This is a genomic window from Methylobacterium sp. PvR107, assembly GCF_017833295.1.
Taxonomy (GTDB): domain Bacteria; phylum Pseudomonadota; class Alphaproteobacteria; order Rhizobiales; family Beijerinckiaceae; genus Methylobacterium.
Genome location: NZ_JAFIBW010000001.1, coordinates 3,214,393 through 3,231,255 on the forward strand (window position 1 = coordinate 3,214,393; position 16,863 = coordinate 3,231,255).

Below are 16,863 nucleotides of genomic sequence, written 5' to 3' on the forward strand. Positions count from 1 at the left end.
TCATGCGGCGCGCCGATGCGCCAGATCCACGCCCGCCGCGAGAGCCTCCTTGCTATCGAGGATCTCGATGGCGCCGGGGACCCGGCTCGGTCGCATCCGGGGCCAGGACCGTGCGTTCGACGGACGCGTGTAGACGAAGGCCGGCGTCGCCATAGGCTGGCAGTCACACCACCAGGTTCACGATCCGCCCCGGCACCACGATCACCTTCCGGGGCGCCCTCCCCTCCAGGATCGTCTGGACCACTGCCAGCGCCAGGGTCGCGGCCTCCACGGCCTTGGCGTCGGCATCGCGCGGGACGGTCACGTCCGCGCGCTTCTTGCCGTTGATCTGCACCGGCAGGGTGATCTCGTCCTCGACGAGGAGTCCCGCCTCGGTCTCGGGCCAGGGCGCCTGGGCCACAAGGCCCGCGCGGCCGAGCACGGCCCAGCATTCCTCGGCGAGGTGGGGCATCATCGGGGCGATGAGCTGGACCAGGATCCCGGCCGCCTCCCTGGCGACAGCCGGCGAGACCGGCCCGCGCAAGCCATCCTCCAGGGCGTTGGCCAGGGTGTAGATGTGGGCCACGCAGCGGTTGAAGCGCAGGCGCTCGATATCGTCCTGCACGGAGGCCAGCGCCCGGTGGGCGGCCTTGCGCAGGGCGAGATCCGCGGCACCGTCGCCGGTCGCCTGCCCGGCTGCATTCACGAGCCGCCAGACTTTCTGGACGAACCGGGCCGCGCCCTGGACGCCCTCCTCGGTCCAGATCACGTCGCGCTCGGGCGGCGAGTCGGACAGCATGAACCAGCGCGCCGTGTCGGCCCCGTAGCTCGCGATGATGTCGTCGGGATCGACCACGTTCTTCTTCGACTTCGACATCTTCTCGATCGGGCCGATCGCGACCGGCGCCTGAGTTTTCACGTGAAACGCGCGGCGCTCACCCTCTTCCGTGGCGAAGCGGATCTCGGCCGGGGGCACCCAGGCGCCGGCCGCATCCTTGTAGGTCTCGTGGACCACCATGCCCTGCGTGAACAGGCCGGCGAAGGGTTCGGCGACGCCGGCCCAGCCGGTCTCGCGCATCGCCCGCATGAAGAACCGGGCGTAGAGCAGGTGAAGGATCGCGTGCTCGATGCCGCCGATATACTGGTCCACCGCCAGCCAGCGATCGACCACGGCCCGGTCGGTGGGCGCGTCCGTGAGCCAGGGCGCGGTGAAGCGGGCATAGTACCAGGACGAATCGACGAACGTATCCATCGTGTCGGTCTCGCGCCGGGCCGGCGCGCCGCAATGCGGGCAGGGGACGTTGCGCCACGCCGCGTCGCGCTCCAGCGGGTTGCCGGGCTGGTCGAAGGACACCGCCTCGGGAAGCTTCACCGGCAGGTCGGCCACCGGCACCGGGACCGGGCCGCAGCTGTCGCAGTGGATGATCGGGATCGGGCAGCCCCAGTAGCGCTGGCGCGAGACGCCCCAGTCGCGCAGGCGGAACTGGACCTTGCGCTTGGCGATCCCCTCCCCTTCCAGCCGCCGGGCCACGGCCTCGAAGGCCTCGTCCGTGCTCAGCCCGTCGAGGAAGCGCGAATTGATCATCCGCCCATCCTCGACATAGGCGGTGTCGGTGATGACGAACGTCGCCGGGTCCTGCCCCTCGGGGCAGACGACGGCCGTGTTGCCGAGCCCGTACTTGTTGGCGAAGTCGAGGTCGCGCTGGTCGTGCGCCGGGCAGCCGAACACCGCGCCGGTCCCGTATTCCATCAGCACGAAATTCGCCACGTAGACCGGCAGCTCCCAGGACGGGTCGAGCGGGTGGCGCACGGTGAGGCCGGTGTCGAAGCCGTGCTTCTCGGCGGTGTCGATCGCGGCCTGCGCGGTGCCGGTGCGGCGGCACTCCTCGATGAAGCTCTGCAGCGCCGGTCTGTCGGCGGCGAGCGCCGCGGCCAGCGGATGGTCTGCCGCGATCGCCAGGAACTTGGCGCCGAACAGCGTGTCGGGCCGGGTCGTGTAGACGGTCACCGATTCGGCCGCGCCGGCTGGCGGTCGGGCCAGTGCGAAAAGAACCTCCAGGCCTTCCGAGCGGCCGATCCAGTTCTTCTGCATCAGCCGGACTTTTTCCGGCCAGCGGTCCAGCCCGTCGAGGGCGGTCAGCAGGTCCTCGGCGAAGTCGGTGATCTTGAAGAACCACTGGGTCAGTTCGCGGCTTTCCACCAGCGCGCCGGAGCGCCAGCCGCGCCCGTCGATCACCTGCTCGTTGGCCAGCACCGTGTGGTCCACCGGGTCCCAGTTCACCTTGGCGGTGCGGCGGGTGACGAGCCCCTTGCCCAGGAAGTCGAGGAACATGCGCTGCTGGTGCTTGTAGTAATCGGGATCGCAGGTCGCGATCTCCCGGCTCCAGTCGAGCGACAGGCCCATGGCCTTCAGCTGGTCGCGCATCGACGCGATGTTGGCGTAGGTCCAGTCCCGCGGGTTGACCTTGCGCTCCATGGCGGCGTTCTCGGCCGGCAGGCCGAAGGCGTCCCAGCCCATCGGGTGCAGGACGTTGAAGCCGCGGGCGCGCTTGTAGCGGGCGACCACGTCGCCCATCGCGTAGTTGCGGACATGGCCCATATGGATGCGCCCCGACGGGTAGGGGAACATCTCCAGCACGTAGTATTTCGGGCGCGTGTCGCCGTTGTCGGTCTCGAACAGGCGCTTCTCGGCCCAGGCCTCCTGCCAGCGCGGCTCGGCATCCTTGGCGTTGTAGCGCTCGACGGGCTGGGGGGTGGTGCTGGTCATGGGTCCGGTGGGGTCAGGGGCTCGGCAGCGGCCATGGAAGCCGCCGCGGCACGGTTGGGCCGCGATAGCATATCTGCGCCGGAGCCGGTCAACGCGGCACGCGATTCGGGCTTGCACGGGGCGCGCAAACGCATAGGTCGGCATGACGAGGCACAGAACACGACGAGGGCCTGAGCCGGGACGCTCCCACTCGCTTCCCTCATCCTGAGGTGCCCGCGTCAGCGGGCCGTGAAGGAGGGCTCCAGGGATCGCCGGGCCATCTGGAGGCCTCCTTGGAGGCCTCCGCGGCGCTCCGGCACCTCCTGATGAGGGGATGGGCGGGAAAGCCCTTCCCGGGCAAAGCTCGTCATTGTGTCGTGCACCGTGGGACGCATGGATCAGCGTCCGGCAGCGACAGGACAGGCACGCCATGGACGACGCGACCCCTTCCCCGAACCCGCCCGCGACAGACGGGATGGGGCACAGGACCGACAAGCTTCCCGTGGGCCAAGCCGACGTCGCCGCCGGGCTCGCCGAGGTGCGGGCCGCGATCGCCCGGGCCGCCGAGGATTCGGAGCGCGATCCGGCCGAGGTCCAGCTGGTGGCGGTGTCCAAGACCGTGCCGGCCGACGGCATCCTGCCGGCGCTCAAGGCCGGGCAGCGGATCTTCGGCGAGAACTACGTCCAGGAATCCACGGCGAAATGGCCGGACCTGCGGGCGCGCTATCCGGATGTGGAGCTGCACCTCGTCGGGCCGCTGCAATCCAACAAGGCCCGGGAGGCGGTGGCGTTGTTCGACGTGATCCATTCCGTCGACCGGCTGTCGCTGGCGGCGGCGCTCGCCAAGGAGATCGACCGCTCCGGCCGGACCCCGAAGCTGCTGATCCAGGTCAATACCGGCGCCGAGCCCCAGAAGGGCGGCGTCCTGCCGGACCAACTCGACACCCTGCTCGCCGAATGCCGCGAGACCCACGGGCTCGCGATCCAGGGGCTGATGTGCATCCCCCCCGCGGAGGATCCGCCCTCGGCCCATTTCGCCCTGCTGGCCCGGCTGGCGAAGGCGCACAACCTGCCGATCCTCTCCATGGGCATGAGCGCCGACTTCCCGGCGGCGATCCAGCTCGGGGCCACCCATGTCCGGGTCGGCACCGCGATCTTCGGGGCGCGGCAGCCGAAAGCGTAGCGGGCGCTGGGCAGGCTCCAGGGCGCCATCGGGATCCGTCGCGGCGGGATATCCGCTTTCAAGCATATCACGACGCGACCCGAGCGTTGCCCCGGGTGAACGAGCGACACCCGCGTCATGGCGGAGGTAGGCCGACCCCACCTCCTGAATCTCAGGCCGCGTGGCCGTATCTTTCCGCGACGAGACCGTCGTGGCCGAGGGCGAAGCGTGGCCGATCAAGCTTCGTGCCGCCCTTGACCAGCTCGATCCCGCGGACGCGTGCAAGCCGCCCTCACCCGATCCGCAGATGCGTCCGCGGCCCGAGGCGCCGGAGCAGCCGCAGCAGGTCGGCCCGGGCCAGGGCGACGCAGCCCTCCGTGGGGCGGTAGCCGTCCCGGGCGATGTGCAGGAAGATCGCCGAGCCCCGCCCCTTCCGGATCGGGGCACGGTTGTAGTCGAGGTCGATCACCACGTCGTAGAGCCCGTCGTCCCGCCACATCGATTCGGCGCTGACGCCCGGGGCCGGAAGGCGGATCGGCCGGTTGTAGCGGCGGTCCCGGCTTTCGTCGCACCAGCCGTCATCGGGCCGGGTCGCCCGGAGCGGCAGCGCCGTACGCGGGCGGATCCCGAGATGATCGGGCCGGTAGGCGCCGCCCCGCAGGCGGAACCGGCCCCGCGGCGAGCCGCCGTCGCCCTCGCGCTTGGCGATGACGATCCCCCCGGCCCCGAGGGCGCAGGGGATCACCGTCGGGCCGACCAGAAGCTGCCCCCGCCGCCGGTCCCCGACCGTCGCCCGCACGCGGATCTCGCCCAGGGTCAGGCGGACCGAGCCGGGCTCCTCATTTCGTCCTCGACGCACGGCTGCCCTTTCCTCGGCCGGACCGCCGAAGCGGAACGGCGGCTCTTAGGTCCCGGATTCGCAGTTGGAAACCGGTGAACAATTGCGCACAAGGCAGTTTCCGGCCACAACCGATGCCCTATCCTTGGCCGAAACCCGGCTGTCGATCCGGGATTTGGGAGCGAACCCGCCACGCCTCGCGCGGCCAACGCCCTCGAATCACGGTGCGCCATCGACCCGGCACGGACAATGATGCGGAAACATCAACCTCCGCAGGGTCGCAACACGCGATTTTGCTGAGACCTTCAGTCATCGCACGCTGCGCCCGGAAGGCGCTCCTGCCCTTCCGCAGCCTGCTCTGGGACCCGGACGATGCCGAATGCCTACCGCCTGCTGATCTGCGACGACGACGCGATCCTGCGCGACACCCTCACCGAGCAGCTCGACCTCTGCGAGGATTTCTCGGTGATCACCGAGGCGAACGCCGCGGACGCGATCCGGCGGGTGGCCGCGGAGCGGATCGACCTCGCGGTGATGGATGTCGGCCTGCCCGATCTCGACGGGCGCGAGGCCGTGCGCCGGATGCGGGCGGCCGGGTACCGCGGCCCGGTGATCATGCTCACCGCCCAGGATTCCGAGGCGGATCACGTCGAGGGGCTGGAGGCCGGCGCTAACGATTACGTGACCAAGCCGTTCAAGTTCGGCATTTTGCTGGCCCGGATCCGCGCGCACCTGCGCAGCCACGAGGCGTCCGAGGACGCGGTGTTCCAGATCGGCCCCTACACGTTCCGGCCGGGGGCCAAGCTGCTGGTCGGCGAGCGCGGCTCGAAGCTCAAGCTCACCGAGAAGGAGACCGCGATCCTGCGCTTCCTCTACCGGGCGGGCCGGGCGGTGGTGAACCGCGACACGCTGCTGGCCGAGGTCTGGGGCTACAACGCCCACGTCACCACCCACACGCTGGAGACGCACATCTACCGGCTGCGCCAGAAGATCGAGCCCAACCCCGCCACCGCCGCGATCCTCGTGACGGAGGGCGGTGGATACAAGTTGCTGCCCTGACGAAAAGACGTTTTACGTATAGGCGATCAATCGCGTCGCGTATGCGCAGGGTGGTGAGGCGTCTTGGGGCTCGACGACGATATCGCGATCCTCGCCGCCGCGCCGCTGTTCGGCTTCCTCGACCGGGATGCCCTGCGCCTGCTGACCTTCGCGGCCGAGCGGCGCGAGCTCGCGGATGGCGACCTACTGTTCTCCCGCGGCGACCCGGCCGATGGCGGCTTCGTGGTGATGTCGGGCACGATCCGGCTCGCGCCGCGGGGGGCCGGGGCCGAGCCGGTGCGGGCCGGACGCGCGGCGCTGATCGGACAGCTCGCCCTGTTCGTCCGCGGGACGCGCCCGACCGAGGCCCGGGCCGAGGGCGCCGCCGAACTCATGCGGATCACCCCGACGCTGATGCGCCGCGTGCTGGAGGAATTCCCCGGCGCCGCCCAGGCCGTCCACGACACGCTGGCGGACGACCTCGCCGGTCTGGTCGCCGATCTCGATCAGGTGCGCGGGCTGCTCGCGGCGATCGACGGCATCTCCTCAGGTGACAGCCCCGAAGACCGCTTGTAAGCACGGGCTCCCGCCGCAAGAGTTCTGACCCGTCCATGTCCCAGGCCGGCAAGCCCCATTCCGATCCCGCCCATTCCGATCTCGCCCAGACCATCGAAGCCGCCTGGGAAGACCGCGCCAACATCTCGACCGCCACGAAGGGCGCGGTGCGCGAGGCGGTCGAGGCGGCTCTGGACCTGCTCGATTCCGGCCAGGCCCGCGTCGCCGAGAAGAGCGGCAACCAGGACTGGGTCGTCAACCAGTGGCTGAAGAAGGCGGTGCTACTCTCCTTCCGCCTGAACGACATGGCGGCGATCGAGGGCGGCCCCGGCGGCGCGCCCTGGTGGGACAAGGTCGCCTCCAAGTTCGCCGGCTGGGGCGAGGCCGAGTTCCGCGCCGCCGGCCTGCGCGCCGTGCCGGGCTGCTTCGTCCGCCGCGGCTCCTACATCGCGCCGGGCGCCGTGCTGATGCCGAGCTTCGTCAATCTCGGCGCCCATGTCGGCGAGGGCACGATGGTCGACACCTGGGTGACGATCGGCTCCTGCGCGCAGGTGGGGAAGAACTGCCACATCTCCGGCGGCGCCGGCATCGCGGGCGTGCTGGAGCCGCTCCAGGCCAACCCGGTGATCATCGAGGACGATTGCTTCATCGGCGCCCGCGCCGAAGTGGCGGAGGGCGTGATCGTCGGCCAGGGCAGCGTCCTGTCGATGGGCGTCTATATCGGCGCCTCGACCAAGATCGTCGACCGCACCACCGGCGAGGTCATGTATGGCCGGGTGCCGCCCTACTCGGTCGTCGTCTCGGGCACGATGCCCGGCAAGGCGCTGCCGGACGGATCCCCGGGCCCGGGCCTGTACTGCGCGGTGATCGTCAAGCGCGTCGATGCCGGCACCCGGTCGAAGACCGCGATCAACGAGCTGCTCCGCACCTGATTCTTTTGGGACTTGGTGGCGGCCCGATGGAGACGCGGGAGTTCAATCTCACGGTGGCGGGCCGGCCGGTGCCGACGCCCTGCGACGGGATCGGCCAGGGGCAGGACGCGCTCCTGCTCCCGGCCCTCTCGACCATCTCGGCGCGGGCCGAGATGCGCGACCTCGCCCGCGAGCTGGGGCGTGCGTATCGCTGCCGCATCCCCGACTGGCCGGGCTTCGGCGCCCGTCCCCGGGCCCGGCTGCCCCTGGCCCCGGAGACGTTCCACGCCTTCCTGGACGCGCTGCTCGAAGCCGCGCCCGGCCCCTACGCCCTCGGCGTCGCGGCCGGCCATGCCGCCGGCTACCTCGTGGCGGCGGCGCGGCGCCATCCCGGCACCTTCGCCCGGCTGGTCCTGGTGGCGCCGACCTGGCGGGGGCCGCTGTCCACCGCGATGCCGGGCCGCGCGCACTGGTTCCCGCGCATCCGCCGGGCCGTGGAGGCCCCGATCCTCGGCGAGGCGCTCTATCGGATCAACATCAGCCCGCCGATCATCGGCCGGATGATGCGCGCCCATGTCTACGCCGACGCGGCGCGCGTCACACCGGCCGTGGTCCGCGACAAGCACGCGATCACCCGCCAGCGCAACGGCCGGTTCGGCACCGCGGCCTTCGTCACCGGCGGCCTCGACCCGGTGGGCAGCCGCGCCGCCTTCCTCGACCTGTTCGACGCGGCCCTGCCGCCGATCCTGGTGCTGCGGCCCGAGGGCGCCCCGCGCCGCTCGGGAGCCGAGATGGACGCCCTCATCGCCGGCGGCCGGGTGACGGGCGCGGTGATCCCCGGCGCGCTGAGCCCGCACGAGGAGCATCCGGGGGCCGTGGCCGCCGCGATCCGGGCGGGCTGACGTCCCTCAGCGCAGGGCGCGACGGGCCCCATCTGGACAGGACTGCCCACCTGTGCACGGACTGAGCAAGCCGGCCGAGCCGTTCGTCCGGCAGCGGGACTGGCCCGCAGGTTTCCATCCGAGAGAGACCCGGATCCGATGCTGCGCACCCCGCCCCGTCTCGCTCCGTGCGTCCTCGCCGCTCTCCTCGCCGCTCTCCTGGCCGCGGCGGGCCCGGCACCGGCCGAGGACATGCCCCGCCCTGCCCCGCCGGGCGTGGCGCCGTCGCTCGGCTCCGACACGCTCAAGCCCGGCAAGCCGGCGGCGAAACCCTATCTCGCCGACACGGCGCTGCCCGACGCCCTCAAGATCCTGCCGGCGCCGCCGGCCCACGACGCGCCCCTCGACAAGGCCGACCGGGCGGCCTTCACCAGCACCCGCGCCCTCAAGGGCAGCCCGCGCTGGGAGATCGCCAGCAACGACGTCGCCGAGGGCGCCGCCGCGGTGCTGGAGAATTTCGCCTGCGTGCTCGGCACCCGGATCGACCAGACCCAGGTGCCGGCGGTGATCAACCTGCTGGAGCGGGCCCGCCTCGACCTCGCCCGGGCGACCCGCGGTCCCAAGGTGCATTACCGCCGGCTGCGGCCCTTCGTGGGCAACGAGGCCCCGATCTGCGTCCAGCGCAGCCAGGCGCTGGCCGACAGCTTCAGCTATCCCTCCGGCCACGCGACGCAGGGCTGGGCCTACGCGCTGATCCTGGCGGCGCTGGTGCCCGAGAAGGCGACCCCGATCCTGGTCCGCGGCCGGGCCTATGGCGAGAGCCGGATCGTCTGCGGCGTCCACTGGCTCAGCGACGTGGCCGCGGGGCGCCTCACCGGCACCGCGGTCTTCGCCGCCCTGATGGGCGACCCGGCCTTCCGGGCCGACCTCGACAAGGCCCGGACCGAGCTGCGCGCCGCCCTCGCCGGGGCCGGGACCGCGCCCGATCAGGCGACCTGCACCCGGGAGGCCGATGCCCTGCGGGAGCCGCCGCTGGAATTCTGAGGTCGGCCGGCGCAGATGAAACGGAGCGTACCCGTAGATCCCGTCGGGGTGCCGACAGCTCTGCTGCCCGGGTTGGGTTCCAGGGCCGCCTCGAAGGCAGGCCCGGCTTTGAACAGCCTGTCAGGCTGGAAACGTTATAGATTTTAAGTCCTCTAACTGTGTGATTTGCAACACAAATCTGCCTTGCCCGATCCTCCTGGCGCAGCCCACCGTGAGCGCTCGATCACCGGTCACCGGTGCCGGTTCGGGTTTCGAAGGTCATGCGTTCGGTCCGCCTCACGGTTCTTCTCGCCTCGACGGCGCTCACCGGCTCCGCCCTCGCCCAGGAGGCGAAGGTGCAGCTCAACGAGATCTCCGTGGAGGCCGCGGGCCCCAGCCCGGCCGCCGCGGCCGTCTCCGGCGCGGGCGGCAATGTCAGCGGCGGCGACGGCAACAGCTCGGCCACCAGCGGCGGCGGCGGCGGGCCCTCGGGGATCACCGGCTATGTCGCCCGGGTCAGCCCCGCCGCCACCAAGACCAACACCGCGCTGATCGAGACCCCGCAATCGGTGTCGGTCGTCACCCGCGAGCAGCTCAACGACCGCAACGTCCAGAGCGTCAACGAGGCTCTGGCCTACACGCCGGGCGTGTCGAGCAACGTGTTCGGCTTCGATCCGCGCTTCGACGCCTTCTACATCCGCGGCTTCGCCGCGACGAACAACGGCGTCTTCCGCGATGGCCTGCGCCAGCCCGGCGTCGGGCAGGCGGTGGCCCGGATCGAGCCCTACGGAACCGAGGCGCTGACCATCCTGCGCGGACCGTCCTCCGGACTCTACGGGCTCGGCTCGCCGGGCGGCATCGTCGACATCACCTCGAAGCGGCCGGTCTTCGTGCCCTTCGGCGAGGTCTGGTTCCAGGGCGGCAATTTCGACCGCACCCAGGGCAATTTCGACATCGGCAGCCCGATCGAGGGCTCGGACGGCACCCTCGCCTTCCGGCTGACCGGCGCGTTCCGCGAGGCGAACACGTTCCTGCCGAGCGGCAGCGACAACCGCTTCACCATCGCGCCGGCGCTGACCTGGAAGCCCTCGGCCGACACCACCGTCACGCTGCTCACCGAGTTCCAGCACTCCAAGGCGCCCGGCACCTCGGCCTTCTACACCGCGCCGGGCTTCGTCATCACCCGCCTCTACCAGGGCGACGCGGCCTTCAACGCCCTGAACCAGGATTCCTACCGGATCGGCTACGCCTTCGAGCACCGGTTCTCGGACGACCTGATCTTCCGCCAGAATGTCCGCTACCAGAACATCGACAGCCATCTCGCCTACACGCAGATCGACAGCGTCACCGGCCTCTCGGCCCAGCGCGAGAATGGGCTGATCCACGACCGGCTCGGCTACGTGGCAGTCGACAACCAGCTCGAGGCGCATCTCGTCACCGGCCCGGTGAGCCACACCCTGCTCGCCGGCGTCGATTACCTCCACTACGATTACCGGCGCGATGCCGGTTTCGGCCTGATCCCGGACCTCAACCTCGCGGGCGTCGGCGACTTCTCGACCTTCCGCTCCCGCACCTTCGTGCCCCGCCCGGCCCTCGCCTCGGCCTCCGAGCAGGCGCAGGACCAGATCGGCCTCTACATCCAGGAGCAGGCGAAGTTCGACCGCTTCGTCCTGACGCTGACCGGCCGCCAGGATTTCGTCAGCCAGTCCACCCGCGCCGGCACGCCGGGCAGCCTCGGCGCGGCGCGGAGCCAGGACGATTCCGCCTTCACGGGCCGCGCCGGCCTCAACTACCTGCTGGCGCCGGGGCTGGTGCCCTACGCGAGCTACGCCACGACCTTCACACCGCAGCTCGGCGTCGACATCAACGGCCGCCCGTTCAAGGCCGCCACCGGCGACCAGATCGAGGCCGGCGTGAAATACGCCCTCCCCGACACCAACATCACCGGAAGTTTTGCCGGCTTCGATATCGTGCAGTCGAGCGTCCTGCAGACCGACCCGACCAACGTCGCCAATCAGGTCGCCTCCGGGTCGGTCCAGTCCAAGGGCTTCGAGGCGGAGCTGACCGCCAATGTCGCGCCCGGCACGAACCTGACCGTCGCCTACACGCATCTCGACCTGCGCTATCGCAACGCGACCTTCCCGGGCACGACCCAGTCGATCAGCGGCAATGCCGTCTCGGGCATCCCGGGCGACACCTTCGCGGCCTTCGGGACCTATCAATTCCCGCCCGCCTCGCCGCTGCGCGGCCTGCAGATCGGCGGCGGCATCCGCTACACGAGCACGAGCTTCGCCGACGACCTCAACACCGTGCGCAACCCGACGGTGACGCAGTTCGACGCCCTAGTCGCCTACGATTTCGCCGCGCTGGACCCGAAGTACAAGGGCTTCCGGGCGCAGATCAACGCGTTCAACATCTTCGACCGCAACTACGACACGTGCCAGTCGGGCTTCTGCTACCGCGGCGCGCCCGCCACCGTGATCGGTAGCCTGATCTACCGCTGGTAGGGCAGGGCCTGGTCGGTCCGTGCCGGCTTCGGGGCGGACCGCAGCTTCGAACCGTTTCACATTTTAAGCGTTCTAAGTGTGTGATGAATAACACGTTTTCGGCTTGATCAAGAAACCGTGAACGGGCGAAGAGGACCTCAAGTGCCGATCAACGGCGCGCAGTCAGGGTCCTCGATGTTCACGCGTTCTGCCTCGCTCGGTCTGCTCCTCGCCTCCACGGCGCTCGTCGGGCCTCACATGGTCGGCCGGGCCGCGGCACAGCCCGCCGCTGTCCAGCTCAACGAGCTCTCTGTCGAGGCCGCCGGCCCAGTCGTGACCGGTCCGGCCGTCTCCGGGGCGGCCGGCAATGTCAGCGGCGGCGACGGCGGCAACAGCTCGGCCACCAGCGGGGGCGGGGGCGGCCCCTCCGGCATCACCGGATACGTCGCCCGTATCAGCCCCACCGCCACCAAGACCAACACGCCGCTGCTCGAGACCCCGCAATCCGTCTCGGTGGTCACCCGCGAGCAGCTCAACGACCGCAACGTCCAGAGCTTCAGCGACGCCCTCGCCTACGTGCCGGGCGCCACCATCAACGTCTCGGGCTTCGATCCCCGCTTCGATCAGGTCTTCATCCGCGGCTTCGACGTGCTCTCCAACCAGGGCACCTACCGGGACGGCCTGCGCCAGATCGGCAGCGGCTTCATCTTCCCGCGCATCGAGCCCTACGGGCTGGAGGCCGTGACGGTCCTGCGCGGGCCGGCCTCGGGCCTCTACGGCCTCGGCTCACCGGGCGGCATCCTCGACGCGACCTCGAAGCGCCCGGTCTTCGCCCGCTTCGGCGAGGTCTGGTTCCAGTCTGGCAGCTTCGACCGCGTCCAGGGCAATTTCGACTTCGGCGGCCCGGTGGAGGGCTCGGACGGCACCATGGCCTACCGGCTGACCGGCGTGCGCCGGGAAGCCGGCACTTTCATCGGCCGCGGCACCAACGATGACCAGCTCAACATCGCCCCGGCCTTCACGTGGAAGCCCTCGGCCGACACCACCTTCACCTTCCTGAGCGAGTTCCAGGTCCGGAACACGCCGGCCACCGTGTTCTACTACAACGATCCCGGCTTCCGGGTGACCAAGTATTACAGCGGCGACCCGCGCTTCGCCGGGCTCGACCAGACGCAGTACCGGGTCGGTTACGCCTTCGAACACCGGTTCTCGGACGACCTGATCTTCCGCCAGAACTTCCGGCACTACGGGGTCTTCCTCAGCGCCAAGTACACCAGCATCGATTCCATCGACGCGGCGCGCACGCTGGGCGCCCGCTCGACCGGCTATATCCGGGAGGGGCTGGTGCAGCAGACGCTGGACAACCAGCTCGAGGCACACCTCGTCACCGGCCCGGTCTCCCACACCCTGGTGGCGGGCGTGGACTACGCCCATTACGGCCTGAGCAACCGCTTCGGCGGCGGCCCCGCACCCGACCTCAATCTCATCACCCAGAATTACGGCCGGCAATTCATCCCGACGCCGACCCTGGCGAGCCCGACGCGGCAGGCCCAGGACCAGATCGGCGTCTACCTGCAGGATCAGGCCCGGTTCGGCGACTTCATCCTGACGCTGAACGGGCGCCACGACTGGATCTTCCAGGACAACCGCACCACGCCGGTCAGCGCGGTCACCCGCCAGGACGACACCGCCTTCACCGGCCGCGTCGGCCTCGGCTACGTGCTGGCGCCCGGTCTCGTGCCCTACGCGAGCTACGCCACGACCTTCACGCCCCAGGTCGGCACGGATGCCCGCGGCCAGGCCTTCAAGCCGGCGAGCGGCGACCAGATCGAGGCCGGCGTGAAGTACCTGATCCCCGGCACCAACATCCAGACCGCGTTCGCGGGCTTCGACATCGAGCAGTCGAGCATCCTGCGCACCGATCCGACCAACATCGCCTTCCAGGCCGCGACCGGCTCGGTACGCTCCCGCGGCTTCGAGGCCGAGGCGACCGCCAACCTCGCGCCGGGCACGAACCTGACCATCGCCTACACGCACCTCGATTTCCGCTTCCTGAGCCAGACCTCGTTCGGGGGCGCCAACCAGGACGGGAACCGCGTCTCCGGCATTCCGAGCGACACCTACGCGTCGTTCCTCACCTACGCGTTTCCGACCTATTCGCCCCTGCGGGGCCTGACGATCGGCGGCGGCATCCGCTACATCGGCACCAGCTTCGCCGACGACGACAACACGGTGCGCAACCCCACCGTGACGCTCTACGATGCGCTGGTCGCGTACGATTTCGCCGCGATCGACCCGAAGTACCAAGGCCTGCGCGCGCAGATCAACGCCTACAACATCTTCGACCGGACCTATAACACCTGCGCGTTCGGGAACTGCTTCCGGGGCGCGCCGGCCACCGTCATCGGCAGCCTGATCTACCGCTGGTGACTGCGTTGGGGGCGGGCGCCGGCATGGCTGGCCCCCGCCCCCGGCACTGGAGATCGGCGCGGATTCCGTCCTAAGGCCGGAGCATCGTCCTCCGCTCCGGACCCACCATGCTCTCGACCCTCCCGGTCGTGCTGCCGATCTTCGCGCTGATCTTCGCCGGCTGGCTGGCCCGGCGGATCGGCGTGCTCGGCGCCGCCGCCACCACCGAGCTCAACCGGTTCGTGGTCTTCCTGGCGCTGCCGGCGCTGCTGTTCGACGTCACCGCCCACGCCCATTGGAGCGCCATCTGGAAGCCCGGCTTCATCGGCGCCTTCGGGCTCAGCAGCCTCGCGATCTTCGCGCTCACGGTGCTGATCCGGCGGGGGGAGGGGCGTCCGCTCGCCGATGCCGCCCTGGACGGGCTCAATGCCGGCTACGCCAATACCGGCTTCATGGGCTTCCCCCTGGCGCTCGTGGCCTTCGGGCCCGAGGCGCTGGCCCCGACCACGGTGGCGACGATCCTCACGGTCTGCGCCGTCTTCGCGGTGGCGATCGTGCTGATCGAGACCGGGCTGCGGGGCGAGGCGGCCGCGACCGGACAGGGCGGCGCCCGCCTCCCGGTCTGGCGCACGGTCGGCGGCTCGCTGCTGCGCAACCCGCTCCTGGTGGCGCCGGCTTTGGGCGCCCTGGTGCCGAGCCTGGGGCTCGCCCTGCCGGCGCCGCTGGAGACCTTCCTGAAGCTCCTCGGCGGCGCGGCCTCGCCCTGCGCGCTGGTGGCCCTCGGCCTGTTCCTGGCCCAGAAGCGCCGGCGGCAGAGCGGGCAGGGGCGGGTGGCGGGGCTCCTCGTCGGGCTGAAGCTCGCCGCCCATCCGCTGCTGGCCTACGGGCTCGGCCGCTACCTGTTCGACCTGCCGCCGCTCCTGCTGCACGTGGCGGTGCTGATGGCGGCGCTGCCCACCGGGACCGGGCCGTTCATGCTGGCCGAGTTCTACCGGCGCGAGGCCGACCTGACCGCCACGGTGGTGCTGGTCTCGACGGTGCTGGCGGTGCTGACGGTCTCGGGCTACCTGGCGACACTCTGAAACGCGGCGACCACGCTCTTGCCGCAGAGGAATCGTAACGCTTCGGGCCTAGCATCATGGCGCGGGCCTCTGTGTCCGCGCTAGAACGATCCGGCAAAGCGGGGCGGAACGGCGGCTGATGGTGAGGTCTGGGGTATCGATCGCGGGTCGGATCGGCCGTCTCGCCTGCGTGGCCGGCCTGGCGCTGAACCTCTCGGCCTGCTTTCGCCCACTCTACGGGCCGACGGCTTCCGGCGAGACCGTCCAGGCGCTGCTCGCCTCCGTGCAGGTCGACGACGTGGTGATGGCCCAGGGCCAGGAGCGGCTCGGGCATTACCTGCGCAGCGAGCTGGTCTTCGACCTCGACGGGTCGGGCCAGCCCTCGGCCAAGCGCTACCGGCTGAAGCTCTCGGGCTCGGAGATCGTCCAGACCCCGATCGTCTCCTCGACCACGGGCCGCGCCGAGGCCGGCACCCTGGTGGCCAACATCAAGTACAGCCTCGAGGACATGTCCGGCACCAAGGTCTACACCGAGGGCGTGGCGACCTCGACCGCGACCTACGACCGGTCGGTCCAGCGCTTCGCCAGCCAGCGGGCGGCGCGCGACGCCGAGATCCGCCTCGCCGGCGTGCTCTCCGACCAGATCAAGAGCCGCCTCGCGGCCGTGCTCTCGACCAAGCCGTAACCCGCGGTGACCGCGGTCAAGGCCGGCGAGATCGAGGGGCTGATCCGGCGCGGGCCCGATCCGCGCATCCCGGTGATCCTCGTCTACGGGCCGGATACCGGCCTCGTCACCGAGCGCGCCCGCAAGCTCGCCGAGGATTTCGTCACCGACCCGGCCGACCCCTTCGCCCTGGTGCGGATCGACGGCGACACCCTCGCCTCCGACCCGGGCCGGCTCTGCGACGAGGCGGGCACGATGGGCCTGTTCGGCGGCCGGCGGTCGATCTGGGTCCGGCCCGGCACCCGCAACTACGCGCCCGCGGTCGAGGCGCTGCTGGGCGCGACCGTCGCCGACGCCCGCATCGTCGTGGAGGCGGGTGACCTCGCCAAGAACAACCCGCTGCGCGCCCTGTGCGAGCGCTCGGCCAAAGCGCTGGCGATCCCCTGCTACGCCGACGACGAGCGCACCCTCTCGGACCTGATCGAGCGCACCCTTCAGGAGCGCGGCCTGCGCATCGACCGCGCCGCCCGCGAGGTCCTGGTCCGGAGCCTCGGCGGCGACCGCCGGGCCAGCCTGATGGAGATCGAGAAGCTCGCCCTGTACGCGGCCGGGGCGGGCACCGTGACCCTCGACCATGTCGAGGCCGTCACCAGCGACGTGGCCGCCAGCGTGCTCAACACCCTGATCGACGCGGCCTTCGACGGCCGCCGCGATGCGGTCGAGCGCGATTACCGGCGCTTCCGGCACGAGGGCCTCGATCCGGGCGTGGTGCTCGGCTCGGCGCTGCGGCACGCGCTGACGCTGCTCACCACCCGCCTCGACAATCCCGACAAGACGCCGGCGATGATGGTGGCGGCGTGGCGCGGCCTGCATTTCAAGCGCAAGGCCAGCATCGAGGGCCAGCTCGGCGCATGGCCCGCCGGCACCCTGCGGCAGGCCGTGGCGGCCCTCCAGGCGGCCGTCCTGGCCTGCCGGCGGGCCGAGCCGGAGCTGGCCCACGCGCTGGCCTCCGCGGCCCTGCTGCGCGTCGCCGAGGCCGGGGCGCGCCGTCGGCGGTAGGCGTCGGCCCTCGGCCCGTCACGCGCAGGGCAGCCATCCGCCGTCCTTGCG

At 70.8% G+C, this 16,863-nt stretch carries 13 protein-coding genes; 11 read left to right on the top strand and 2 right to left on the bottom strand.

Features of this window, described 5'->3' with window-relative positions:
• Window positions 1-163: 163 nt before the first annotated feature.
• Window positions 164-2,746, bottom strand: a complete 2,583-nt coding sequence (gene leuS, locus JOE48_RS15215) for a leucine--tRNA ligase (protein ID WP_210031046.1) — start codon at window positions 2,744-2,746, stop codon at window positions 164-166.
• A gap of 454 nt (window positions 2,747-3,200) precedes the next feature.
• Between leuS and JOE48_RS15220 the strand changes: the two genes are divergently transcribed.
• Entirely contained in the window at window positions 3,201-3,908 is a 708-nt protein-coding gene (locus JOE48_RS15220; RefSeq protein ID WP_210035806.1) for a YggS family pyridoxal phosphate-dependent enzyme, read from the top strand.
• A gap of 271 nt (window positions 3,909-4,179) precedes the next feature.
• Here the strand turns inward: JOE48_RS15220 and JOE48_RS15225 are convergent, their stop codons facing one another.
• A complete protein-coding gene (locus JOE48_RS15225) occupies window positions 4,180-4,746 on the bottom strand; it encodes a L,D-transpeptidase (RefSeq protein WP_210031052.1) in 567 nt (188 codons plus the stop codon).
• Between the two features lie 351 nt (window positions 4,747-5,097).
• Between JOE48_RS15225 and JOE48_RS15230 the strand changes: the two genes are divergently transcribed.
• The 10 genes from JOE48_RS15230 to holA all read left to right on the top strand — a co-directional run bounded on the left by JOE48_RS15230 (window position 5,098) and on the right by holA (window position 16,812).
• Entirely contained in the window at window positions 5,098-5,784 is a 687-nt protein-coding gene (locus JOE48_RS15230; RefSeq protein ID WP_192710400.1) for a response regulator transcription factor, read from the top strand.
• Window positions 5,785-5,847: 63 nt separating this feature from the next.
• The gene (locus JOE48_RS15235) at window positions 5,848-6,339 is read left to right on the top strand and encodes a cyclic nucleotide-binding domain-containing protein (protein ID WP_210031055.1); all 492 of its coding nucleotides are present in this window, start codon (window positions 5,848-5,850) and stop codon (window positions 6,337-6,339) included.
• A 35-nt stretch (window positions 6,340-6,374) separates the two neighbouring features.
• Entirely contained in the window at window positions 6,375-7,250 is an 876-nt protein-coding gene (dapD, locus tag JOE48_RS15240) for a 2,3,4,5-tetrahydropyridine-2,6-dicarboxylate N-succinyltransferase (protein ID WP_210031056.1), read from the top strand.
• Window positions 7,251-7,276: 26 nt separating this feature from the next.
• Window positions 7,277-8,131 (top strand): alpha/beta fold hydrolase, encoded by an 855-nt coding sequence (locus tag JOE48_RS15245; RefSeq protein ID WP_210031057.1) that lies wholly within the window; start codon window positions 7,277-7,279, stop codon window positions 8,129-8,131.
• Between the two features lie 138 nt (window positions 8,132-8,269).
• A complete protein-coding gene (locus JOE48_RS15250) occupies window positions 8,270-9,154 on the top strand; it encodes a phosphatase PAP2 family protein (RefSeq protein WP_210031058.1) in 885 nt (294 codons plus the stop codon).
• Between the two features lie 260 nt (window positions 9,155-9,414).
• Entirely contained in the window at window positions 9,415-11,640 is a 2,226-nt protein-coding gene (locus tag JOE48_RS15255) for a TonB-dependent siderophore receptor (RefSeq protein ID WP_210031059.1), read from the top strand.
• Window positions 11,641-11,814: 174 nt separating this feature from the next.
• The gene (locus JOE48_RS15260; protein ID WP_210031066.1) at window positions 11,815-14,049 is read left to right on the top strand and encodes a TonB-dependent siderophore receptor; all 2,235 of its coding nucleotides are present in this window, start codon (window positions 11,815-11,817) and stop codon (window positions 14,047-14,049) included.
• Between the two features lie 107 nt (window positions 14,050-14,156).
• Window positions 14,157-15,110 carry an AEC family transporter gene (locus tag JOE48_RS15265; RefSeq protein WP_210031068.1) on the top strand — a complete coding sequence of 318 codons (954 nt, stop codon included), beginning with the start codon at window positions 14,157-14,159 and terminating at the stop codon, window positions 15,108-15,110.
• 118 nt (window positions 15,111-15,228) lie between these two features.
• Window positions 15,229-15,774 carry an LPS assembly lipoprotein LptE gene (gene lptE, locus JOE48_RS15270; RefSeq protein ID WP_210031070.1) on the top strand — a complete coding sequence of 182 codons (546 nt, stop codon included), beginning with the start codon at window positions 15,229-15,231 and terminating at the stop codon, window positions 15,772-15,774.
• A 6-nt stretch (window positions 15,775-15,780) separates the two neighbouring features.
• Window positions 15,781-16,812 (top strand): DNA polymerase III subunit delta, encoded by a 1,032-nt coding sequence (gene holA, locus JOE48_RS15275; RefSeq protein WP_210031079.1) that lies wholly within the window; start codon window positions 15,781-15,783, stop codon window positions 16,810-16,812.
• The last annotated feature ends 51 nt before the right edge of the window (window positions 16,813-16,863 follow it).

Excerpts from the sequence above, each read along its gene's own strand:
- leuS (WP_210031046.1), bottom strand. The coding sequence starts at position 2,746 with ATGACCAGCACCACCCCCCAGCCCGTCGAGCGCTACAACGCCAAGGAT.
- JOE48_RS15220 (WP_210035806.1), top strand. The coding sequence starts at position 3,201 with ATGGGGCACAGGACCGACAAGCTTCCCGTGGGCCAAGCCGACGTCGCC.
- JOE48_RS15255 (WP_210031059.1), top strand. The coding sequence starts at position 9,415 with ATGCGTTCGGTCCGCCTCACGGTTCTTCTCGCCTCGACGGCGCTCACC.
- JOE48_RS15250 (WP_210031058.1), top strand. The coding sequence starts at position 8,270 with ATGCTGCGCACCCCGCCCCGTCTCGCTCCGTGCGTCCTCGCCGCTCTC.
- dapD (WP_210031056.1), top strand. The coding sequence starts at position 6,375 with ATGTCCCAGGCCGGCAAGCCCCATTCCGATCCCGCCCATTCCGATCTC.
- JOE48_RS15265 (WP_210031068.1), top strand. The coding sequence starts at position 14,157 with ATGCTCTCGACCCTCCCGGTCGTGCTGCCGATCTTCGCGCTGATCTTC.
- JOE48_RS15245 (WP_210031057.1), top strand. The coding sequence starts at position 7,277 with ATGGAGACGCGGGAGTTCAATCTCACGGTGGCGGGCCGGCCGGTGCCG.
- JOE48_RS15260 (WP_210031066.1), top strand. The coding sequence starts at position 11,815 with ATGTTCACGCGTTCTGCCTCGCTCGGTCTGCTCCTCGCCTCCACGGCG.
- JOE48_RS15230 (WP_192710400.1), top strand. The coding sequence starts at position 5,098 with ATGCCGAATGCCTACCGCCTGCTGATCTGCGACGACGACGCGATCCTG.
- lptE (WP_210031070.1), top strand. The coding sequence starts at position 15,229 with ATGGTGAGGTCTGGGGTATCGATCGCGGGTCGGATCGGCCGTCTCGCC.